Below are 21459 nucleotides of genomic sequence, written 5' to 3'. Positions count from 1 at the left end.
TTTATTGCTGCAGAATACGTTGCGCGTTTTAATTTCGTCATTTTTTCACCCAAATTTGTATGCTTATTAGCATAACATTTCTTTCTTAATGGGTGGCCAAAATCACTGTACCACTACACTTTGAATACCAGCGATCTAATAATAAATTGCGCTATCCCCACTTATTTTTACTTCAGCGACATCACCAAACGCGCCGCCCTAAAAACAAATTAACTAAGAGTCAAATAACAATACCTTAGTAAACGCTAGTTCATATTACGTCACGTAATATCCATGCAGAACTTTAAGTTAAACATACGTTCGTGCAGCGTTCCCATTTTTATTAGACTCAATTTATTGGACATTCTTTTTATGAAATTAAAGTTATTTATCGCAATTATTTTTAGCACTTCGATGTCGTCTTACGCGACAGATGCATTAGATAAAACGGAGTTTTCATTCGAAGACTTAAAATCACTTGCAAAAGCCTCGGCCGAAAAACCCTATACGCCAACTAAGGTGCCAGCGCCGGAGTTAATCGATAAAATTACGTATGACGAACACTGGAAAATACGCTTTAAAGAAGATGAAACCTTATACCCAAGTGGAAAAAACGCACCTGTACAATTATTTTACCCTGGGCGATATTTTCCTGAGCCAGTAAGTATTTACATCAGAGACGATGAAAATCAGGTGCAAAACGTACCTTTTAGTAATGATGTTTTTGATATGCCTGATGACAGCCCAGCTCACGATCTCCCAGAAGGGTTTGGATTTGCAGGCTTTAGAATAATGCGCCCAGATATGAAACCAGATTGGATATCTTTTTTAGGCGCGTCTTATTTTCGTACCGACGGCCCAGAGGGGCAATATGGACTCTCGGCTCGAGGTATCGCGATTAATACGGGCATGAATCAGCCAGAAGAATTTCCGCGCTTTTCTGCTTTTTGGATTGGCCCCGCAGAGAAAAAAGGTGAAAGTGTGTCTGTTTGGGCATTGCTTGAAGGGCCTTCTATCACTGGTGCTTATCGATTTGGTTTAAGCAAAGATAACAAAGAAGCCAAAGGCCATATTACCTCTGTAACGGCTAATTTGTATATGCGCGCCGATGTTGAACGCTTAGGCGTAGCACCATTAACCAGTATGTATTGGTATTCACAAAAAGATAAAACAGAAGCTAAAGATTGGCGCCCAGAAATTCACGACAGCGATGGCCTGGCGATTCATACAGGTTCAGAGCAATACATTTGGCGACCGTTAAATAACCCTCAGTCGGTATCGACCAATAGCTTTATTGATGAGAACCCTAAAGGCTTTGGCTTAATTCAAAGGGATCGTGATTTTGATAACTACCAAGACGATGGCGTATTTTACAATAAGCGTTCATCAGCGTGGATAAAACCTAAAGGGAAATGGGGTAAAGGGGCTGTTCAGTTAATCGAGATCCCTACAAAAGATGAAACGTTCGACAATATTGTTGCCTATTGGGTGCCTGAAAAAGAGGCGCGCAAAGGTGATGAGTTTACCTTTTCTTATGATATTGAATGGCGTCCACTCGATCCAAAATCAAAAACGCTTGCAAGCGTTGTAAATACTCGCCAAGGCTTAGGCGGGATTCCCGGCCAGCCAATTCCTAAAGGTGTTAACAAAATGGTGATTGATTTTGAAGGCCCAGTATTTAAAGGCTTAGATAACAAAAGTGGTATAAAGCCAATTGTTGAAGCCAGCAACGGTGAAATACTAGAACCTATTGGGGTTTATCCGGTTGTAGGTACAAACCAATGGCGATTAGCGTTTGACTACAAACAATCTAACAATAACCCGGTGCACATTCGTGCGTATTTAGTCGATAAAAATGATGAAGCTATAACTGAAACATGGGTAAGTGATGCAAAGGTAACTATTAAATAAGACCTTAAATAAGCATTAAAGTAAAACGGGTGGCTATATTTTGCTGTGCGGTATATAGCCACTAAATGCGCTTTGCATTTGACGTAGTGGGCAAAGCCTAACGAAAGTGTTTTTTATTAACATCGCTTATTATTGGAGGCTGTTTTTAGTATATTTTCTTTAGCGCAAAACTTGCTAATTAACAGCTGTATAGCTCCAGGCTATTTCAGCTTATTAGCTTGAGGCAAACTTAAATTAATGTTTATTTTTCAGCTAAGTGAATACAAAAAATAAAAACCTTTACTTTCTTACTCGGCTACAGTGTGTTTATTTATCTTGATAAAACCTATTTTATAGATAAAATACCTCACTTATTTAAGTAATACAGCTCTTTTATTGCTCATGTTGTAGTTTTGGGCGATATTAGTAAATATAGATATAGGTATAAAACGAGTAATTTTAATGCTTGTTGTGTGCTATAAATTTATAAAAATTCCACGCTAGGATAAAATTTTTTTGATAATATTGGATGATGATTTAATTGTAGGTAAAGGGTCTCACAGAGTTTGCTACAGGCACCCAGATATAGATAAATTATGTATTAAAGTAAGTCATGAGGGGTTCTTGCAAGAGCAAGATTATGAGCTTTTATATTATCAACGACTTAATAACCGAAAAATCAAGTGGGATTTATTAACGCGCTATCATGATGTGGTAGAGACTAATATTGGTACAGGGTACATTTTTGATTTAGTGGTCGACTCTAATAACCAGCCATCAAAAACGCTTGAGTATTACTTAAATCAGCCAAATACTGAGGCGTTAGTTGAGCCGTTATTAAAATTAAAAGTTTATTTAATACAAAACTTAGTTATTACCAAAGAAATAAAGCCCAGAAACATTGCCTGTATTAATAATAACGGCATTATTGAAAGGTGTGTGATTGTTGATGATATTGGCAATACAGAGTTTTTTCCTATTAGTAATTACGTTAGCTCGTTGGCTAAGAGTAAAATAGATAGAAAATGGCGCCGGTTTGAGTCAAGTTTAAATAATTCAGGCTTGAGTCTTAAATAGCTCTTTATATACCGCTCTTAGCAAATCTATTTAAAACGCATGGTTTAGGCTAAGTGTTATAATTTTTGTCATGCGCTGCCCCCATTCAAATTGTACCCATTGCATTAAATTAGTATTACGTATCTAACCCTTTCACATAAAGCATAAGCGCGCTGTACATTACACTGAGTGCTTTTGTTACATCGCTGTCTATAACCGCCTCTGCTGGGTGATGGCTTATACCGCCTGGGCTGCGTATAAATAACATGCCTACGGGGCAAATTGGAGCGATTGCCATTGCATCGTGCCCAGCGCCTGAGGCAAGTGAAGGCGATGCTTGGTTGTTGAGTTTGCATGCATTGGTGAATAAATGTTGAATAGTGGTGTCGCACGCAACGGCATCGGCGGCATGCGTCCATTGCCAATCAAGCGTTAAATTGCGTTTGTTTGCTATAGATTGTGCGCTGCTTTGTATGGCGCTTAGTAAGTTAGCGAGATCGGTGTCGCTTTGTGCGCGTGCGTCTAGGCTTATGGTTGTTTTGCCTGCAATCACGTTTGTAGCCCCAGGGCGAGATTGTATTTGCCCTACGGTGGCAACTTCGCCATTTTTAGCATTGTTTGCTAGTTTTTCAATTTCGGTTACTAATTCGGCGCAGCCTGCTAACGAATCCTGACGTAAATTCATAGGCGTTGTACCCGCATGACCGCTTTGCCCTGTTAGGGTAAGCATAGCGCGTTTAGCACCTGCGATTGCAGTTACTACGCCTAACGCCTGATTAACCGATTCGAGTACAGGGCCTTGTTCAATATGAGTTTCCCAGTAAGCTAGTAATTCGTTTTTGTTTAGTGCGGCCTTTGCGTAGTCGTTAGGGTTTAAGCCAAAGTCGAGCATGGCTTGGCGCATAGTTATGCCGTTTGTGTCTTCAATGTTTAGCCACTGTGGGTCAAATTCGTTAGCGAGGGCTTTTGAGCCAATTAAAGTTGTGGCAAAGCGGGTGCCTTCTTCATCGCAAAAGCCCACTACATCTAAATGAAAGGGCAGGTCGAGCTTTAACTTATTTGCAAGCGCTGCAATTTCTATCCCCAGTAGTACACCTAAAATACCATCAAACGCACCTGCGTTTGGTACGGTGTCGAGGTGCGATCCTATAATTAAACGTTTAGCATGTGGGTTTGATGATTTTAGTCGTCCCCAAAGGTTGCCCACTTCGTCTTGCCACGATTGCATGCCAGCCTCAACCATCCACGATGCAGTAACGGTGTTACACTCTTTGTGCTCTTTTGATAAGTACACACGGTGAATGCCACCTTGCATTTGCGATAGTGTGCTGAGGGTTTTACAGCGAGATAAAGCGCGTGTTGCGTATTCATCAGCAAGTTCTTTGTTTAACAAAGGCTTTAAAAGGGGGCTTACAATCGTCATGCTAAATCCTTTTTTTATTTATAGTGAGTGAGGGCGGCAATGGCGGCTTCGCCTTTAGGACCTTTGTAACCGTTGGTATGCAAACAAGCGTCTAGGCTTGCAAGTGTTTGTAGTACGGTATCTTTTCGGGCGTTGTAGCCCATAGTGCCAATACGCCAAATTTTGCCATGAAGTGGTCCAAACGAGGTGCCAATTTCTATTCCAAAATCGGTTAGCATTTGCCCGCGTACGTGATCGGCATTAATGCCCTCGGGTATATAAACACCCAGTACGTTGTTCATTTTATGCGTTAAATCGCCAAATACGTTTAAGCCCAGTGCTTGAATGCCGGTTAGCATGGCATCGCCATGTAATTTGTGGCGCGCTACGCAGTTATCTACGCCTTCTTCAATTACTATGCGGGCGCATTCTGAGGCGCAGTAAAGCATGCTGGTGGCTTCGGTATGATGATTTAGGCGCTCCTCTCCCCAGTAATTCATGATCATACCTAAATCAAAATAGTTAGAGCGCACAAAGGGCTCTGTGCCGTCGATATGATCGGCTGTGCGAATGCCTGCTTCTACCTTTTTACGTTTTTGGATCCACTCGGCGCATTTGTCGCTTAGTGTTAATGGCGCAGACCCAGAAGGACCGCCTAAACACTTTTGTAGACCGACAGAAAGTGCATCGAGCTTCCATTCGTCGGCAGGAAGTTCGTTACCCACAATAGATGCGGTGGCATCGCAATAAAATAGTACATCGTGCTTTTGGCAAATATCGCCAATATGCTCAAGAGGTTGGTTCATGGTGGTGGATGTATCGCCTTGTACCATGGCAAGCACATGGGGTTTTACATCAACAATGGCTTTTTCGATTTGTTCTGGCGTAAACACTTCGCCCCACTGTACTTCTATTGTGTGCACCTTTGCGCCAACGCGTTCTGCTATTTCAGCAAGTAGGTGGCCAAAGCGCCCCATAATTGGCACCAATACTTTATCGCCTGGGCGTAAAATTGAGCATAATACGGCTTCAATCCCTGCGCGCGATGTGCCATCTATTAGCATGGTCCATTCGTTTTTGGTTTTAAAAATTTCGCGGTAACGCGCCATGGTTTCGTTCATAAAACCGGTCATTACTGGGTCGTATTGGCCTATAAGCTGCGCCGACATAGCACGTAAAACACGAGGATCTGCATTAATAGGGCCAGGGCCCATTAATAAACGCTGTGGTGGGTTTAAGGTTTGAACTTGCGTGTTATTAAACATATTTTAGGCTCCCAGAGTCTGAATGAGCATGCGAATGCCGGTTATCATTAAGACAACGGCAAAAGCGCGTTTTAGTTGTTTTTGATCCAGCTTGCTACCAATTTTTACGCCAATAGGTGCAAATAAAATAGTCAGCGGAATAATAAGAAAAAAGGCAGGGAGGTTAACCAACCCCCACGTACCTAGGGGAGCATCGGTTGGCGTTGTGCCAATACTTAATAAGGTAATAACACCTGGTAGCGCAATCAATAAACCAAAAACGGCCGCAGTACCTACTGCAACATGGGCGCGTACATTAAATGCGTTTAGCATAGGTACGCCAATAGTACCGCCACCTATGCCAATCATTACCGACAAACCACCTACAATACTTGCCATAACGCCTTGACCAAATTTACCTGGTAGTTGTTTTACAAGCGCAGGTGCGCCGGCTCTAAATAACATGTTTAAACTGACTAAAATAGCAATGCAGGCAAACATGAGCACTAATGCGTTACCGCGAACGGTATGAGCAATAATACTACCGACTACCGCCATAACTAATATAAACGGTGCCCAGTATTTTATTAGCGCAAGGTCAATATTTCCTTTGCTATGATGCGATCGAATAGATGAAAGCGAAGTAGGTACTATGGTTGCAAGTGATGTAGCGGTGGCTATCATCATTGCTGACTCTGGGCTTACGCCAAAACCTTGCAGTAAAAAATACAGCACAGGTACGATAACAATACCGCCGCCTACACCAAAAAGTCCTGCTAAAATTCCGGCAAAAATACCGGTTGCTATTAAGGCCGCTACTATTGGCCATTGGTTTATTATTTCTGACATTGTGTTCCTGCTGTGGTTACTGTTGCACGTCCATCTGAACGAGGATCTGTTGCAGCTTCAAGGCTTGTAGGTGTATCTAAAATAGCCCCAGCGTGCCCCATCATTTCGTTATTATTATCAACGCTTACCCAATCGTGGTCACGTTGATTTAATTCATGTTCTATATGAAAAACTAACCCTTTTTCAATTTTTAAATTTGTACTTGTATCGCCCCATGTGCGTCCAAGTAACCAACGAGGGTCGCTAATCGCTTGTTTTATTGATTTATTTCGCCATGCGTAGCCTGCAAAAACAGCGGCTTGGGTTTGTGGTTGCCCTTCACCGCCCATTGTTCCGTAAGCAAGTCGACGACCATCGCTAAACTTTGCCATTGCTGGATTAAGTGTATGAGCCGGCTTTTTATTTGGCGCAAGGGCGTTAATATTGTTACTCGCATCAATATCTTCATTGTTTAAACTAAAGCTTAAACCTCGGTTATTCCACACAAAGCCGCCTTCGCTCATTAGTATTCCGCTGCCAAATTCCCAGTAAATACTTTGAATAAAGCTGACTAATTGCCCGTTTTTATCTTTTGCTGCCATCCACACGGTATCGCCAGGCTCTGCGTTAAATGGCCATTGTTTGGCTTTACTCATATCAATATTGTTAGCAAGTTGGCTTAAGCGATCATCAGTTAGTGCTTTTTTATAATCATTCCCTAATACTTCAGGATCAGCCCAAAGGGTAGGGCGATGGGTAAAGCTTTGTTTAGTTGCCTCAACAATTAAATGTGTCCAGTCGGCATCGGTTTTAGCTAAATGCTTTACCTTATTTACGGCACCAATTATTTGTAGTGAATGCACGCCTTGTGTTGGCGCGGGTAAGTTGTAGCAATCAATACCACTGAGGTTTGCATTTAGCGCAGTAACTACCCCGGCTTTAGTATTTGCAATGTCATCTGCGGTGATTGAGCTGCCTGCTTTTGCTAAGTCGGCGGCAAATGAGTTGGCAAGTGCGCCTTCATAAAATGCGTTTAAACCATGTTTTGCTAAGTATTCAAACGTTGCTGCAAGTTTAGGGTTTTTAAAATGTTGACCTGCTTGCAAGGGGTTACCATTGGGTATGTAGAGGTTTTTAAACGCGTCATTAGTATTGTTAACAGCGGCTAGCTTTTCGCAGCCTGCTTGCAAGCTTTTTGTTACGGTAAAACCCTCGCGCGCAAGCTCAATAGCGGGTGCTAAAATTTTTGACAGTGGTAGTGCTGCGTGCTCATCTAGTTCAAGCGCTTTTTGCCAGCCGCGTATTGTGCCCGCTTGAGTAAGTGCACTTAATCCGCCGCGCTCTGGTATTTGCGTGAGCGTGTTATACGCCGTTGTATTAGTTGCTGCGCGGCCGCAGGCGTCAATAGCGGTGGGCGTTTTTTGGTTTGGGTTATCGATAAGCCAAAAGCTATCGCCACCAATTGAGTTCATATGTGGATATACAACGCTAATCGCAGCGGCAGCCGCTACCATAGCCTCGGTAGCTGTACCGCCTTGTTTTAGTATATTTATACCCGCCTCTGTTGCCGAAAAATGAGACGCGGTAAATGCAATATTGTGTGTGGTCATGTCGGTGTGTCCTGTTTAAAGTGTGCAGCTAGGTGCTTAACGCAAGCAAGTAAGCTTTTATCGTTACCGTGGCTCATCATTAATGAAAAACCATACGGATGATCATTTGCTAAATCAGCCAGCGGTAAATGCACTTGCGCTGAGCCACTAAGGCCCGCAATTGCCGAAAGCGTAATAATTTGCATGCGTAAGGCGCTTGTGTCGGCGCCTAATTTAGGTGCGGTTGTGGGTGTGGTGGGTAAAAATAAGCAGCTGTGTTTGTTTAGGTTTTTAGCGACTATTGTTTGCCACTCGTGCTGTATTTTTAACGCCTCTTGTTCTTCTTGCTCGGTTAAAGCCAGTGCCATTTTAAAACGAGCCGCAATTGCTGGCGCAAAATGAGAAAGCTGATCTGGGAGTTCAAGCCAGTCTCGGTGCGTTTTAGCAATCGCACGACCTTGTAATATTCTAAAGGTATCGGCAAGCTCACTTAGCAGGTTGCTTTTGGGGAGCTTAAAATCGATATGATGATTAAAATAAGGTTTGGTTTTCTCTAAAAGCTTACCCAGTGGTGCTTGTAAAGAGGGGTCAACGAGTTCAAATAACGGCTCACAAATAACTAAGGTATCAACGTTATTAATAGCCTGATTTGGTAACAGCACATTACCTACATCGCTTAATAGCTCGGCGCTTTGGGTAAGCCAACCTATGGTATCAAAAGGGGGAGCCAACGGTATTAGGTCGTCTTTTTCAATCACGTTATGGCTTGGCCTTATGCCATATAAACCACAATAGCTGGCGGGTATCCTAATTGAGCCGCCAGTGTCGGTGCCTAAGCCAATATCAGCTAAGTTAGCAGCAACTGCAGCAGCAGACCCCATACTCGAACCACCGCAAGCATGCCCTTTTAATTTAGGGTTTTGAGCAGCGCCATAGTGAATGTTATTTCCCTCTAGGCTGTACGCCAGCTCATCGGTATGGGTAAAGCTTGTAAAATTACAGCCTTCACTCATTAATTTGTTTATGGCGCTGGATGTTTGCTGTGCCGGTTTAGCTGTTTTAAGCCAGTGTGGGTTACCAGCGCTGTTACGCTCGCCTTTAATAGCAAATACATCTTTTACCACAAGGCGCTTATTAATAAGTGTGCCTTGGTAATGTGTTTGCCATGCTTTAGGACCATGGTCACAAAAAATACCGGGCGTATTATTATTTTTGGTACTCATATCACCACTCGTTATAAAAAATCTGACCAAGCAGTCCAGATTTAGGGTGATTAAAAAGACAGATTAATTTTTATTATTTTTCAGCCCACTGCGTAACATCTTGTTTTTATTTTACAGAGCCTGATCCGCTTTTTAATCGGTTAGCTTATTATATTGTTTAAAACCTAAGCAAGAGGAATGCCACAAATTAAAATCCTGTCCAATTGGTCAGGTTTTGGTGGGTTGTATGAGATTTATAAATGTGGGCTATAAAAATAGTGACACTAAAATGAGTTAAAACAAACCAACTTGGTGCGAAGGTGCACCAAGTTGGTCTTTATTTATATGATTTTGAGTGCTAAATAAGGGGCGTTTTACTGATGATTAAACCGTTAATATCGGCGTAAACCCAATCGTTAGGTTCTATGGTGGTGCTAAGCATGGTAATAGCTTGGTTTTTATCACCAAAGCCGCGCTTTAAGGTACTACGCGGTGTAGAGCCTAGCGCCATTACAGGTAAGTTCATCGTGGCGAGTATTTCTATATCTCGGCAACAGCCATTTATTATTACGCCTTCCCAGCCATTACTTAAGGCACGCTCAGCCATAATATCGCCTATAAACGCAAAGCGTTTGCTCGCAAACCCGTTTATAACTAATACTTTACCTTCACCATTTTCATGCAATATATCGGCGGCAAAAGAGTTGTCTTCTGGGCAGGTAACGGTAACTACTTTGCCATAAAACGTGGTTTTTTTACCAAAGTGGTAAAGGCCGCTGTCTGCTACTTGTACGTTATCGCGATGATCGTCAAATAAATCGGGTGTAGTAAAGGGTGTCATGGGTTAAGTCTCACTTTGCTCAGGTATTTTAAGACCAATACCTTTTAAAATTATGTGGGCAATTGATTGCGTAATCTGTGCCACATCGGTTTCGTCGTACTCTAATTTGTTCATTACGAGTAAAACCTCAGCCTGAAAGTCGGCGTAATATTGCGTGGTAGACCAAATAGTAAAGAGCAAATGGTAGGGATCAACCTTATCCATTTTATCTGCGTCCATCCATGCTTGAAGTACATCAACCTTTTGTTTAACCCAAGGGCGGGTATTGGTTCTAAAGTAGTTTTGTAAATAAGGTGCACCGCGCAGTATTTCACTGGCAAATAAGCGAGATTGCATTGGCTGATTTACGGCGAGTATTACTTTGCTTTTAATATAGTTATAAAGCACGGTAGCTGGATCGTCGTTAATTGTGACGTTATCGAGGCCCAAGTTCCAATTAGCTATTATGCGGTCGATCACAGACTCATACAGACCATCTTTACTTTTAAAGTAATACAAAATATTGGCTTTTGGCACCTGTGCTTCTTTAGCAACCATGCTCATACTTGCTCCGTCGTAACCTAATTGCGAAAACAATTGCTCGGCGGCATTTAGAATTAGTTTTTGGTTTTTCTCGCGTGTAACTTCTTTTTTATTTGGTTTTATTTGTGTGGTCATTATAGAGTTTGCGTGTTTAACGTATTGATTGATTGTAGCTTTACTGACCAAAAGGTCAATTACTAAAAAGGGTGAATGTTAAAAACAGGCGAGAGGTTTAAGCTATTAACTTTAATTGTTTAATTAAATAATTACTGTTAGTTTAGTTTCAAATTTACGAGTAGTACTTTTGGATTGGCAAATGGATTTTATAAGCAAAAATAAATATACACTGTATGGAGTCGCTGCAATATTACTGTGGAGTTGCTTAGTTGCATTGCTACGGGATATTTCTGAGTTGTTTAGCCCCATTGGTGGTGCTGCCGCCATGTATTCTGTCAGTGCGATATTTTTAATTTTGGTTATGGGAGTGCCCAAGTTTAGTGGTTTTTCGAAACGCTACTTGGTAGTAGGTACTTTATTATTTGTATCGTACGAAATTTGTTTGGCGCTTTCTATTGGTATGGCAAATAGCCGTCATCAGGCAATGGAAATGGCGGTTATTAATTATTTATGGCCCACGCTAACAATATTGCTCTCTATTATTATTGGGCGCAAAAAAGTAAGTTACTGGGTTTACCCAAGCATGATTATTGCTTTTTTAGGCGTTGCTTGGTGTATTACGGGCGATCAAGAAATGTCGGTCGATACGCTTGTTACTAACTTTGCTGATAATCCTGCTACTTATTTAATGGCATTAGCTGCAGCGTTTATATGGGCTATTTATTGCGTAGTTACGCAAAAGCTGAGTAATGGTAAAAATGCCATTACGTTATTTTTTACTGTTACGGCAATGAGTTTGTGGACGCAATATGGTTTTAGTAATGAAGCACCATTAACGTTTTCACTGGGCTCAAGCATGACGTTATTATTAGCTGGTGTAGTAGTGGGGAGCGGTTATGCACTGTGGAATCAAGCTATTATTGGCGGTAACTTAATGCTGTTGGGTACGCTTTCGTACTTTACACCGGTGTTTTCTACTATTATTTCGGCGTTGTATTTATCTATTACGCTGAGTGCTTCGTTTTGGCAAGGGGTTGTACTGGTAACAGTGGGCTCGCTAATTTGCTACTTTGTAACGCGAGAAAAGCCTAAACGCACAGTAAACTAATCTATTTTAGTTAACTCTTTTAAGGTGCTGATATTTAATAGTTTATATTTTAAATCTAAATTTATACCTTTAATGAGGCGTGCAATACGCCTCATTAAGTTTTTCTTTATAATTTTGCCGGTATAACTGCATAGCTTACTGATTTATTTCTAACTTTTTTTGCACAATAATAAAATATTAATGCAAATACTGCAGCGCTAATATCAACAAAACCGCTTTGATAATATTTTAAAAAATCATCAGCTAATAAAGCCTGTATAAGTGTTGAAACTCCCATTCCAGCAGATAAAAATGCAATACCCATTAGGCCCCAATAGCTAGCGTGGTGAGTTCCTTCAAAAAAGGTATAAGCAACAAAGGCAAAAAATACCAAATAGTAACTATAGAGATAACTGTAATTTGCGTTACCCATATATTGGTTAGTCCATTTAGCTTGTAATAAAGTGGCAACCACTGCAATCATTGACCCTAAGCAAACACCAATTGTTAAATTTGCCATAAATCGTGTACTTCGCTTGTTTGCATCTTGTTTAAAGCGCTTGTCTAGCCATAATAAGTTACCAGAGTAAAATAAGAATGCGCCAAGTAGTCCCATAACAAAATACCCCCAACGTCCCCATTCACCTCCATAAGTACCAAAGTGAAGCGAAAAGAAACTTCCTACTATGTTACTCCAAACACCATCATCTCCTTGCGGGTAGCTTGAGCTAAGTACTTCTAATGTATAGGGATGTAAAAATAAGTAGTCGGTATCAGGTCCGCGAACAACAGCGCTGCTATTACTCATTTTTAATGTTGCAGTCGGGTTTTTTGTGTTTAAACGACTAAATGAAATATGAATTGGCTCATAACCTGGAGCGTAGTTTTTTGCCGCTAGGAGTTGTTTATTTATGCTAGGTAAGTTTGCAATATGATAATTATGTGCTGCTGGGGCAGGTCGTTGAAAAAAGGATTTATCGCCATAAAATGCTGATAGACCATCATAAACCAGATCATGAAATGCAAACACAACCACAGTAAACGCTATAATTAAATGAAAAGGCAAACTGGCGATCCCAACTAAATTATGACTATCGAGCCAAAAGCGACTGGCACCTTTTTCTTTTCGAATCGCAAAAAAGGTTTTTACAAGCGTGGGTAGTAAAATAATTACGCCAGATACCAATGCTAAAAAGTACAGCGCAGATGCTATACCAAGTATATATACACCCGATTGGTCGTGCCCAATTTTGCCTGCAAACCCTGCGGTTCGATGCAAGTAATCTATTAAATCTGCAAGTTTATTCTCACTTTGTTGCTGTATCACAAGCTCATTTTGCTGGTTTAAATAGAGCGCCTGTAATTGGTTATCAAGTTTCATTCCGCGCCCTTTACCTTGGCTATACCAAGATAGTGGCGCTTGATCTGTTAATAAATCGAGAGAAAAACCATTACCCATTTGCTCAGGGTACTTAGCTATTGCTTGGTTAACCAATGTTTGGTAATTGTTAGCGTGTGATTTAGTCACTGGTGCGCTGGCGGGGTTTGTCCACTGTGCTAATTCGTGTTTAAACATGGTTAAACTACCAGCATAAAAGCCTATAAAAAGTACTAAACCTGCAATTATTCCTGTCCATGTATGCACACCTTGGTAGGTACGCAAAATATCGGCTCTTACTCTCATAGCCAATTCCTTAAAATTATAAATAAACTATATAGCGTTATATTTAAGCCCCCAAGCGTCAGCCAAGCATTTTTTGCCGAACTAAACAGGTACGTGAAGCTAAAAATAGTTAACCATAAAATGGGTATTATCCACATATTAAATTGCACTTTGTCGGGCGCATCTATGCCTCCCGCTCCATACCATGCAAAAAAAGCAACAAGAATAAACGCAAGTGCTAGCCCTAAAAAACAACCAGCCAAACTTTTGCCAAGCCAAGTTGGTTTTATTTTTTGCCTTTGTGCAGATGACATTATTTAACTTCCTTGTGTTTAATCAGGCTGACGAACGGAATTATTATTAAAGCGAGCATTATCATTAAAATGATAAAAAATACGGCTGCCGCATTAGAAAAAGCATATAAGGCTAATGGTATTGCAATAACAAAAAGGATAAATGCGAGCTTGCGCCAGCTTTTATTAATGGGTTTGCCTAGTAGTCGTTGGTGGCGGTTACTGAGATAAAATAGTGATATAGCAGTAAATAAAATAAGAGAAAGAGTAAGTTGCAACATGAATTAAAACACTTATTAATGATGTTGCCATTCTAAATGATAACTAAACTCAATTGCAACAAGCGTGTGTTTATGCTATTTTTTCGAAAAATAAGACAACTATCCATAAAAGGAAATAACTGTGGTAGCTTCATTTAAGCCTAATAAACTTTCACTACTGATTACAAGCTCTTTGCTATTGGCTCAAAGCAATGCATTTGCTGATGAAACAAGTCGCGAATCAATAGATACAATTATTGTAACAGGCGAAAAAATCGAAAGGTCACTCAAAGATACGATTACATCGGTTGCAGTGGTAGATAAGTCACTATTAGAAAATGGACAACTAGGTTCGGTTTCAGAAGCTTTGGCAGAAATGGCAAATGTAGTGGTACTTACTGGAGCCGTGCCAGATATGCGCGGTGTGTCGGGTAATGGTGGTGCAACAGGTTTCAACTCATTTAGCGGTGGCTCTAAAGCAAGAGTATCAACACTTGTTGATGGTGTAAGTCAGCCGTTTGTAGCTGATTTAACCGGTGATACTGGCTTGTGGGATATAGATCAAATAGCGGTATACCGTGGACCGCAGTCAACTAGCAATGGTCGCAATAGTATTGGTGGTGCCGTTTATATGACAACCAAAGCACCAACACAAGATTTTGAAGGTGCTGTACGCGTTGGGTATAGAAACCAAGATAGTTACCTTGATACAGCTGCGGTTGTTTCGGGGGCTTTAATTGATGATGTATTAGCATTTCGTTTGTCTACTCAATATGTAAATGGTGAAACCTTTAGCAATCCAACGATACATGAAACCAATCCAACAGATAAAAACTTAAATAAGCTTAATACCAGTAGTACGCGTGCAAAATTACTGTATACCCCAACAACAGATTTAGCTGTACAGCTAACTTACTCTACCTACAGTGAAGAGGGTAATACAGGTCGTAAGTATTTTGAAGGCGATGAGCCATTTGATTATGTGCCGTTATTTCAGCGCGATATGGATACCCAGTCAAACACGACTCAGGTAAATATTGACTATAAAATAAATGATAACTTTTCGTTCGATATATTACTCGCATATATGGATTATGATTGGGGCTTCGAAGCATATGAGGCACTTGCCAGTGCTGAGTCTGATATTTTTATGGATGAAAAAAATATCACAATTGATAGTAAATTAAACTTTGGCTTAAATAGTGATTTTTATTCGGGCTTTGTAGGTATTGCTTATTTTGACCGTAAACAAGACTTTAAAAGCGTTGGCGCAACCAATTATTTTGGTGACGATAGTAGTGACTCTAAAGCAATTTATGGCGAAACAAGCTTTGAGTTAACAAATGAGCTTACGTTAACAGCGGGGCTGCGAGTTGAGCGTGAAGAACAACTTCGTAATTTTGATATGGCTTTTAGTGGCAGTAGATTAGTTGAGCAATTAGATGATTCTAATACGATAAAACTACCTACGTTAGCTATTCAGTATAAAGTAACTAACGACACAACCTTATCGGCAAGTGCTCGTCGTGGTTATAACGCTGGTGGTGGTGCCTTAGACTTTGCTGCACAAGAATACTATTACTACGAGCAAGAATCAGTAAATACCTATGAAGTAGGCTCGCGTAGTGTACTAAATAATGGTGATTTAAATATTAGTGCTAATATTTTTTACAATAACTTTAATGGTTATCAAGCCTTAAGCTCAAGTCGAAAAATCACTAATATTGACGATGCACATAGCTATGGCTTAGAGCTTGAAGCATATAGCATGTTAGGTGAGCAATGGCAGTTACACGCAGGGCTAGGTTTATTAAAAACTAAAATAGATGAATCAGCGACTTATTCCGATGCAGTGGGTAACGAATTAAACTCAGCACCAGAGCTAACTGCAAGTTTAGGGTTATCGCATTGGTTTACTGATAGCTTAAAGTTAAATGTGAGCGCTAATTATGTAGACGATTACTATGGCGATTTAACTAATACAGAAGAGCGTGTTGCCGGAGGTTATACAATTACACGTGCAACAATAAGCTATAACAGCGATCATTGGTTGGTGAGTGCTTTTATTAATAATGCATTAGATGAAGAAGCATTTACGTCGGTTGAACCTGCAAGTGGTCGTTACCCAACGGGTTATGTTGCAGTAGTGAATCCTCAAACGTTAGGTGCTTCAGTAACGTATCGTTTTTAACATGTATTAATTAAGTAGTAAGACAGACTATTAAAATTAAGCAGTAAATTTTAATAAACAAAGTAGCCCTATTATTTTAGGGCTTTTTGTTGCGTGCAGATTATTTTGCATTATTTACCTGTGCTAATAATTCAATAACTTTTTGTTGACCAAAGGTTTGTGCAAATTGCTCGGCTGTTTGACCTGCTTTATTTTGATGCGCGTTATCGCAATCAAGTGATACAAGTGTTTTAGCTATACTAAATTCACCTCTAAAAATCGCAGCCATAAGCGCTGTGTTGCCTCGGTTATCTTCTAAACAGGCATTAGCACCTAAGTGTAAAAGTGTGTTAACCGACTTTTTATTACCATGGTAAGTAGCAATCATTAACGCGGTGTAGCCTTTATTGTTGTAGCTGTCGATAGGAATACCAGCATCTACAAATTGCTCTATTACATCGGTATCGTTAGTACGTGCTGCAGCAAAGTAATAAGCAAATAAGCTTTGGTATTGCTCTTTTACCTGATCTTGTGTTTGTTCACTTGAGGTTTGAGTATTCGTATTTTGTGTAGTAGCAGTTGATTGAGCATAAGCGCTATTGCCAAAACTTAATAGTAGGGTAAATATAATTAATAAGTTACGCATAAAAATGACCTTTAAAAAAGAGGAAGAGATTTACTCTCTTCCTCATGGTTGTGGTTGCTTATGTAGCAATTTGTTTAGTTGGAACTACTGTTTTCAACTAGCTACTTACAATTTAGCTGCAAGCTGTTTAACTACTTTAATGTCGCCGTTTACAGCTTTAGTTAAGCGTGTACCGTACTCAGTATCAGCTTTGTAAAAGTGGCTAAGCATTTTGTGTTTAACACTGCTGTTTTGCACTTTACCTAAATCGCCTGCTAGGTTATTAATTAGGTTTGTACGTTCTTGTTTGCTAAAACCACGGTATATAACACCTGCTTGCGCGAAGTTTTGCTGCTTTTTAATCGCGGCTTGTTGTACAAAGCCTTTAAGCTCTGTGTTACTTCTACGTGCAATTGGGTTTTCAGCTACGTTTTCTTGGCTTGGCTGGTAGTTCACATTGCTTGTTGTATTCCCGTAGTTCATTGCGCCGTCTTGGTTGTAGTTAACCACTTCAACTTTTGCACGGTTAATTGGCAATTGCTGGTGGTTAGCACCTAGGCGGTACATTTGTGTATCAGCGTAAGAAAACATACGACCTTGTAATAAACGGTCTTCTGATGGCTCAATACCTGGAATAATGTTTGCCGGTGCCATTGCTACTTGTTCCGTAGATTGGAAGAAGTTAGTTGGCATACGGTTTAAGGTCATTGTTCCTACTTTAGTTTCTTTAATGTCTAACCACATTTTTGTTGCATCTAACGGGTTATAATCAAAGTCATCAAGTTGCGACGGATCAAGTGTTTTAATGTACAGATCCCATTTTGGGAAATTGCCTCTGTTTATTTCAGTGTATAAATCTTGTGTTAAATGCTGAAAGTTTTGACTTTGTACTTTTGCCACTTCTTTTGCGTCAAGGTTATCAATACCTTGCTGGCTTACCCAATGAAACTTAACGTATTTAACATCGCCCGATTTATTAATCATTTTGTATGCATGTACACCCCAACCGTCCATTTTACGAAGACTTGCTGGTGTACCGTAGTCGCTGTAAACCCACGTTAGCATTTGTGTAGAACCTGGTTCGTGTGAGAAAAAGTCAAATACACGGTTAGGATCTTGAATGTTATCAACCGGAGATGGTTTTAAAGAGTGAACCATGTCTGGAAATTTAATCGCATCACGAATAAAGAACACAGGTAAGTTATTACCTACTAAATCCCAGTTACCTTGGTCTGTGTAAAACTTAGTTGCAAAGCCACGTGGGTCACGCAGTGTTTCTGGGCTACCTTTTGAGTGAATTACTGATGAAAAGCGAACAAATACGTCTGTTTCTTTACCAGCTTGTGCAAACGGTGCTGCAATTGTTAAATCGTCTAGCTCTTTTGATGCTACAAACACACCGTGTGCGCCAGTACCACGAGCATGCACAACACGCTCAGGAATACGCTCACGTGCAAAGCGTTGTAGTTTTTGAATTAGTTGCACGTCTTCTAGTAATACACTGCCACGTTCGCCTGCAGTAATTGAATTTTGGTTGTCGCCAACAGCTGCGCCGTTATCTTTAGTAAGTGTTGTTGCTGCGCTTGCCGGTAATGCCATTGCAAGTGCTAGTGCAGTTAGTGTTAATTTTGTTTTGTTTATTTGAGTATTCATTGTCGACCTCATCTATTTAAAAGTGCCGGCAGTGGTGCAGGCTGTTAATCTGTTAACGATAGTATTGATTTTATTAACTTCGGTAAAACTGATTAATTAGATTGATGTGATCTGTAAAATAGATGAAATAAATTAACAGGAGCACTTTTTACGTTAACGGAATTTTTTTACTACGACCTTGGTCGCAATATGCTTTTATAAAGTTGATTAAATACAAAGGTTTTTAGTTTTATCTGAGTGTATTTTCACCAAGCTGGTGCGTTTTATACTTACAGTGTGTTGACATATTCGTGCAATAAAGGGAATATGCTCAATCGGTGGGCTTATGCTCATCATTGAGTTGCACTAAAAAGCTGCACAATATTAATCGCGCTTAACTCGTTATACTTAAATTAGCTAAACCAAACAGTTTTAATAAGGTGACAAGATGAATACTAATATTGAGCTAGTGATATTTGATTGTGATGGCGTTGTTATTGATAGCGAAATTTTAAGCGCACAAGTACTCATTAATATGCTTGTTGAAAAAGGCGTTGAGATTGACCGCGCTTATGTACAGCAACACTTTTTAGGCTGCAACTTTAAAACAGTAAGCCAAAAAATAGCGGATGCATTTAATGTCACTCTTCCTGAAAGCTTTGAAGGTGACTACCGCGAGGCACTATTAAACGAATTTGAAACCGGACTAACCACGACTGATGGTATAGAAGACGTACTTAACAATTTAGCTGTGCCTATTTGTATAGCTACTAGCAGCAGCCCAGCACGCACCGCAAAAGCGTTGAGCGTAGTGAGTTTAAGTAAGTACTTTAGCGATACGGTTTTTACCAGCAGCGAAGTTAAGCGTGGCAAACCAGCACCCGATTTATTTTTACATGCAGCTAAAAAAATGGGTGTAAAGCCGGAGCATTGTTTAGTGATTGAAGACAGTAAAGCCGGCGTAAATGCAGGAATTGACGCCAACATGCAAGTACTGCATTACAGCGGTGGGCAACATATGCAAGGCTCTGTTAATCATGTACACAGTGCTTACCCAAATGTTGATCATTTAACGCATTGGCAAGATTTTTTTAGTGCATACCCTGCACTTAAAAAGCAGTAAACACGCAGCTTTTTAAATAAACAAAGTTTTAAACGCGATTTGCTCGCCTTACACACTGACAGGCAAGCAAACGCAAAATATAAATGTAGATGGTTTTGCTTTACTAAAAATAAAACAAAACATGGCAAAACATCATGCGTTTATAAGCCAAATTATAAAAGGCGAAGTATTTAGGTATTAAGTACTTTGCTGTTAACAATAGGAAATACCATGGCAACGAGTCCACACACACAAACATTTAAAGATGTAAACGAAGAGCAACTTCCTGTTGCTAATAATAAGCTTCACGGCTGGAAGCATTTTGCAGGGCTATACGCCGGCGAACATGTTGCGGCTACTGAATTTGTTATTGGTGCAACGTTTGTTGCATTAGGCGCTTCAACCATCGACATTCTACTGGGTTTATTAATAGGTAACCTGTTAGCAATGTGTTCTTGGTGGCTGATTACTGCACCCATTGCAGTAGAAACCCGCTTAAGTTTATATAACTACTTAAACAAAATTGCTGGTAACTCAATGACCAAGCTCTATAACTGGGCTAACGTGGTTATTTTTAGTGTTATATCGGCCGCCATGATCACGGTATCCTCCACCGCCGTGCGGTTTTTGTTTGATATACCTGCACAACTTGATTGGTATCCAAATAGCTTTTGGTTTGTAGCCATTGTTTTAGCTGTTGGCTCTATTGTTGTGTTTGTTGCGATGTATGGCTTTTCTACGGTTGCTGACTTTTCAAAGCTGTGTGCGCCGTGGCTATTTGTTATATTTATTGCAGGTTCGTTCGCGTTATTCCCTGAGCTTTCAAATCACGTATTAGGTTCTACCTCTTTAACTAGCTTTAGCGACTTTATGACCATAGGCGACTCCTCCATATGGACGGGCACCAATGCCGATGGTGAAAAAGGTATTGGCCTATTAGAAGTGATTGGCTTTGCATGGGCTGCTAACTCAATTACTCACTTTGGTTTAATCGACATGGCTATTTTTAGATTTGCTAAACGCAAAAGCTATGGTTTGTTTTCTGGTGTGGGCATGTTTTTTGGTCATTACTTAGCGTGGATCTCTGCCGGTATTATGGGCGCAGGTGTTGCGGTATTACTTAAAACAACTATTTCATCACTTGATCCGGGCGATGTTGCATACCATGCATTAGGTTGGACTGGTTTTGTTATTGTAATTATTGCCGGTTGGACTACAGCTAACGCAAACCTTTACCGTGCAGGCCTTGCAGCACAATCTATATTTGTTAATCAATCACGTGAACGCACAACCGCTATTGTAGGTGTTGTAACCGTTATTATTGCATGTTTCCCGTTTGTATTTTCACAAATGCTTCCGCTACTTACTTACGCAGGCTTATTAGTTGTACCAGTAGGCGGCATTGTGTTTGCTGAGCATGTGTTATTTCCTAAAATTGGCCTAACACGTTACTGGGCTAAATATAAAAATATTACCCGCAGCGTACCGGCTATAGCATCTTGGGCGTTAGCGCTTGTGTTTGGCTTTGGTTTAAATGCTATTGATGTAATGTCGTTTTACTACTTGTTTATTCCTACGTGGATTTTCACAATCGTTATTTATACGCTTTTAGCTAAAAAATACGGCGCCGGTGAAGATTACACACAAGAGATTGAAGCAGAAGAGCAAGAGCAACGTGATATTAAAGAATATCAAGCTGCTGAAGCTAAAGACATTCCAAAGCCAGTAATTGACAGCTCTGTATTTACCAAAGTACTTAATGCGGTTTCTACGGTTTCACTGGTTATTATTTTTATATTTGCCAGCCAGGTGATGTTTTTCAGTGAAACTATGAGTATGTACAGCGCTAATAAATCGCAGTTCGAAATAGCCTGTTTTATTTGTACTGTTATTTATTTTGTTACTGCGTACTGGTCGTTAAAACGCCATAAAGTACTCAATACAGCATCGTAATTAC

Annotated in this window: 16 protein-coding genes; 6 read left to right on the top strand and 10 right to left on the bottom strand. The window is 40.2% G+C overall.

What is annotated here, in order from left to right; all coding sequences use genetic code 11:
- Positions 1 to 351: 351 nt before the first annotated feature.
- The gene (locus I6F40_RS12895; RefSeq protein WP_197193040.1) at positions 352 to 1890 is read left to right on the top strand and encodes a glucan biosynthesis protein; all 1539 of its coding nucleotides are present in this window, start codon (positions 352 to 354) and stop codon (positions 1888 to 1890) included.
- 495 nt (positions 1891 to 2385) lie between these two features.
- Positions 2386 to 2946, top strand: a complete 561-nt coding sequence (locus I6F40_RS12890; protein ID WP_197193039.1) for a YrbL family protein — start codon at positions 2386 to 2388, stop codon at positions 2944 to 2946.
- A gap of 115 nt (positions 2947 to 3061) precedes the next feature.
- On the opposite strand, the gene I6F40_RS12885 is transcribed toward I6F40_RS12890, so the two are convergent.
- The 7 genes from I6F40_RS12885 to I6F40_RS12855 all read right to left on the bottom strand — a co-directional run bounded on the left by I6F40_RS12885 (position 3062) and on the right by I6F40_RS12855 (position 10688).
- Entirely contained in the window at positions 3062 to 4348 is a 1287-nt protein-coding gene (locus I6F40_RS12885; RefSeq protein ID WP_197193038.1) for an allantoate amidohydrolase, read from the bottom strand.
- A 14-nt stretch (positions 4349 to 4362) separates the two neighbouring features.
- Positions 4363 to 5592 (bottom strand): pyridoxal-phosphate-dependent aminotransferase family protein, encoded by a 1230-nt coding sequence (locus I6F40_RS12880; RefSeq protein WP_197193037.1) that lies wholly within the window; start codon positions 5590 to 5592, stop codon positions 4363 to 4365.
- Positions 5593 to 5595: 3 nt separating this feature from the next.
- Positions 5596 to 6420 (bottom strand): sulfite exporter TauE/SafE family protein, encoded by an 825-nt coding sequence (locus tag I6F40_RS12875; protein WP_024593246.1) that lies wholly within the window; start codon positions 6418 to 6420, stop codon positions 5596 to 5598.
- Positions 6408 to 8009, bottom strand: a complete 1602-nt coding sequence (locus I6F40_RS12870) for a gamma-glutamyltransferase family protein (RefSeq protein ID WP_197193036.1) — start codon at positions 8007 to 8009, stop codon at positions 6408 to 6410. Before I6F40_RS12870 ends, I6F40_RS12875 begins: the two co-directional genes overlap by 13 nt.
- Positions 8006 to 9211 (bottom strand): amidase family protein, encoded by a 1206-nt coding sequence (locus tag I6F40_RS12865; RefSeq protein WP_197193035.1) that lies wholly within the window; start codon positions 9209 to 9211, stop codon positions 8006 to 8008. Before I6F40_RS12865 ends, I6F40_RS12870 begins: the two co-directional genes overlap by 4 nt.
- Positions 9212 to 9548: 337 nt before the next feature.
- Entirely contained in the window at positions 9549 to 10031 is a 483-nt protein-coding gene (locus I6F40_RS12860; RefSeq protein WP_024610846.1) for a putative 4-hydroxy-4-methyl-2-oxoglutarate aldolase, read from the bottom strand.
- A 3-nt stretch (positions 10032 to 10034) separates the two neighbouring features.
- Positions 10035 to 10688: a TetR/AcrR family transcriptional regulator gene (locus I6F40_RS12855; RefSeq protein ID WP_024610847.1), complete on the bottom strand. Its 654-nt coding sequence runs from the start codon at positions 10686 to 10688 to the stop codon at positions 10035 to 10037.
- Between the two features lie 181 nt (positions 10689 to 10869).
- On the opposite strand from I6F40_RS12855, the gene yddG reads away from it, so the two are divergent.
- Positions 10870 to 11778 (top strand): aromatic amino acid DMT transporter YddG, encoded by a 909-nt coding sequence (gene yddG, locus I6F40_RS12850; RefSeq protein WP_197193034.1) that lies wholly within the window; start codon positions 10870 to 10872, stop codon positions 11776 to 11778.
- A gap of 106 nt (positions 11779 to 11884) precedes the next feature.
- Here yddG and I6F40_RS12845 read toward each other — a convergent pair whose 3' ends face one another.
- A complete protein-coding gene (locus I6F40_RS12845) occupies positions 11885 to 13441 on the bottom strand; it encodes a PepSY-associated TM helix domain-containing protein (RefSeq protein ID WP_197193033.1) in 1557 nt (518 codons plus the stop codon).
- A 674-nt stretch (positions 13442 to 14115) separates the two neighbouring features.
- Between I6F40_RS12845 and I6F40_RS12840 the strand changes: the two genes are divergently transcribed.
- On the top strand, positions 14116 to 16164 hold the full coding sequence (locus tag I6F40_RS12840) for a TonB-dependent receptor (protein ID WP_197193032.1): 2049 nt from the start codon (positions 14116 to 14118) through the stop codon (positions 16162 to 16164).
- 100 nt (positions 16165 to 16264) lie between these two features.
- Here the strand turns inward: I6F40_RS12840 and I6F40_RS12835 are convergent, their stop codons facing one another.
- Both I6F40_RS12835 and I6F40_RS12830 read right to left on the bottom strand, forming a co-directional pair.
- Positions 16265 to 16789, bottom strand: coding sequence for an ankyrin repeat domain-containing protein (locus tag I6F40_RS12835; protein ID WP_024610852.1), 525 nt, complete (start codon positions 16787 to 16789; stop codon positions 16265 to 16267).
- Between the two features lie 105 nt (positions 16790 to 16894).
- The gene (locus tag I6F40_RS12830; protein ID WP_197193031.1) at positions 16895 to 18421 is read right to left on the bottom strand and encodes a catalase; all 1527 of its coding nucleotides are present in this window, start codon (positions 18419 to 18421) and stop codon (positions 16895 to 16897) included.
- Positions 18422 to 18848: 427 nt separating this feature from the next.
- Between I6F40_RS12830 and I6F40_RS12825 the strand changes: the two genes are divergently transcribed.
- Both I6F40_RS12825 and I6F40_RS12820 read left to right on the top strand, forming a co-directional pair.
- Positions 18849 to 19523, top strand: coding sequence for an HAD family hydrolase (locus I6F40_RS12825; RefSeq protein ID WP_197193030.1), 675 nt, complete (start codon positions 18849 to 18851; stop codon positions 19521 to 19523).
- Between the two features lie 210 nt (positions 19524 to 19733).
- Entirely contained in the window at positions 19734 to 21455 is a 1722-nt protein-coding gene (locus I6F40_RS12820; RefSeq protein ID WP_024591939.1) for a purine-cytosine permease family protein, read from the top strand.
- Positions 21456 to 21459: the final 4 nt, after the last annotated feature.

The sequence above is a fragment of the Pseudoalteromonas sp. SWXJ133 genome (assembly GCF_015864365.1).
Classification (GTDB): domain Bacteria; phylum Pseudomonadota; class Gammaproteobacteria; order Enterobacterales; family Alteromonadaceae; genus Pseudoalteromonas; species Pseudoalteromonas arctica.
This window is presented reverse-complemented; position numbering and strand designations above follow the sequence as displayed.

Bases quoted from the DNA above. Each gene is read 5' to 3' on its own strand.
- I6F40_RS12895 (WP_197193040.1), top strand. From the start codon at position 352: ATGAAATTAAAGTTATTTATCGCAATTATTTTTAGCACTTCGATGTCG.
- I6F40_RS12885 (WP_197193038.1), bottom strand. From the start codon at position 4,348: ATGACGATTGTAAGCCCCCTTTTAAAGCCTTTGTTAAACAAAGAACTT.
- I6F40_RS12880 (WP_197193037.1), bottom strand. From the start codon at position 5,592: ATGTTTAATAACACGCAAGTTCAAACCTTAAACCCACCACAGCGTTTA.
- I6F40_RS12875 (WP_024593246.1), bottom strand. From the start codon at position 6,420: ATGTCAGAAATAATAAACCAATGGCCAATAGTAGCGGCCTTAATAGCA.
- I6F40_RS12870 (WP_197193036.1), bottom strand. From the start codon at position 8,009: ATGACCACACACAATATTGCATTTACCGCGTCTCATTTTTCGGCAACA.
- I6F40_RS12865 (WP_197193035.1), bottom strand. From the start codon at position 9,211: ATGAGTACCAAAAATAATAATACGCCCGGTATTTTTTGTGACCATGGT.
- I6F40_RS12860 (WP_024610846.1), bottom strand. From the start codon at position 10,031: ATGACACCCTTTACTACACCCGATTTATTTGACGATCATCGCGATAAC.
- I6F40_RS12855 (WP_024610847.1), bottom strand. From the start codon at position 10,688: ATGACCACACAAATAAAACCAAATAAAAAAGAAGTTACACGCGAGAAA.
- yddG (WP_197193034.1), top strand. From the start codon at position 10,870: ATGGATTTTATAAGCAAAAATAAATATACACTGTATGGAGTCGCTGCA.
- I6F40_RS12845 (WP_197193033.1), bottom strand. From the start codon at position 13,441: ATGAGAGTAAGAGCCGATATTTTGCGTACCTACCAAGGTGTGCATACA.
- I6F40_RS12835 (WP_024610852.1), bottom strand. From the start codon at position 16,789: ATGCGTAACTTATTAATTATATTTACCCTACTATTAAGTTTTGGCAAT.
- I6F40_RS12830 (WP_197193031.1), bottom strand. From the start codon at position 18,421: ATGAATACTCAAATAAACAAAACAAAATTAACACTAACTGCACTAGCA.
- I6F40_RS12825 (WP_197193030.1), top strand. From the start codon at position 18,849: ATGAATACTAATATTGAGCTAGTGATATTTGATTGTGATGGCGTTGTT.
- I6F40_RS12820 (WP_024591939.1), top strand. From the start codon at position 19,734: ATGGCAACGAGTCCACACACACAAACATTTAAAGATGTAAACGAAGAG.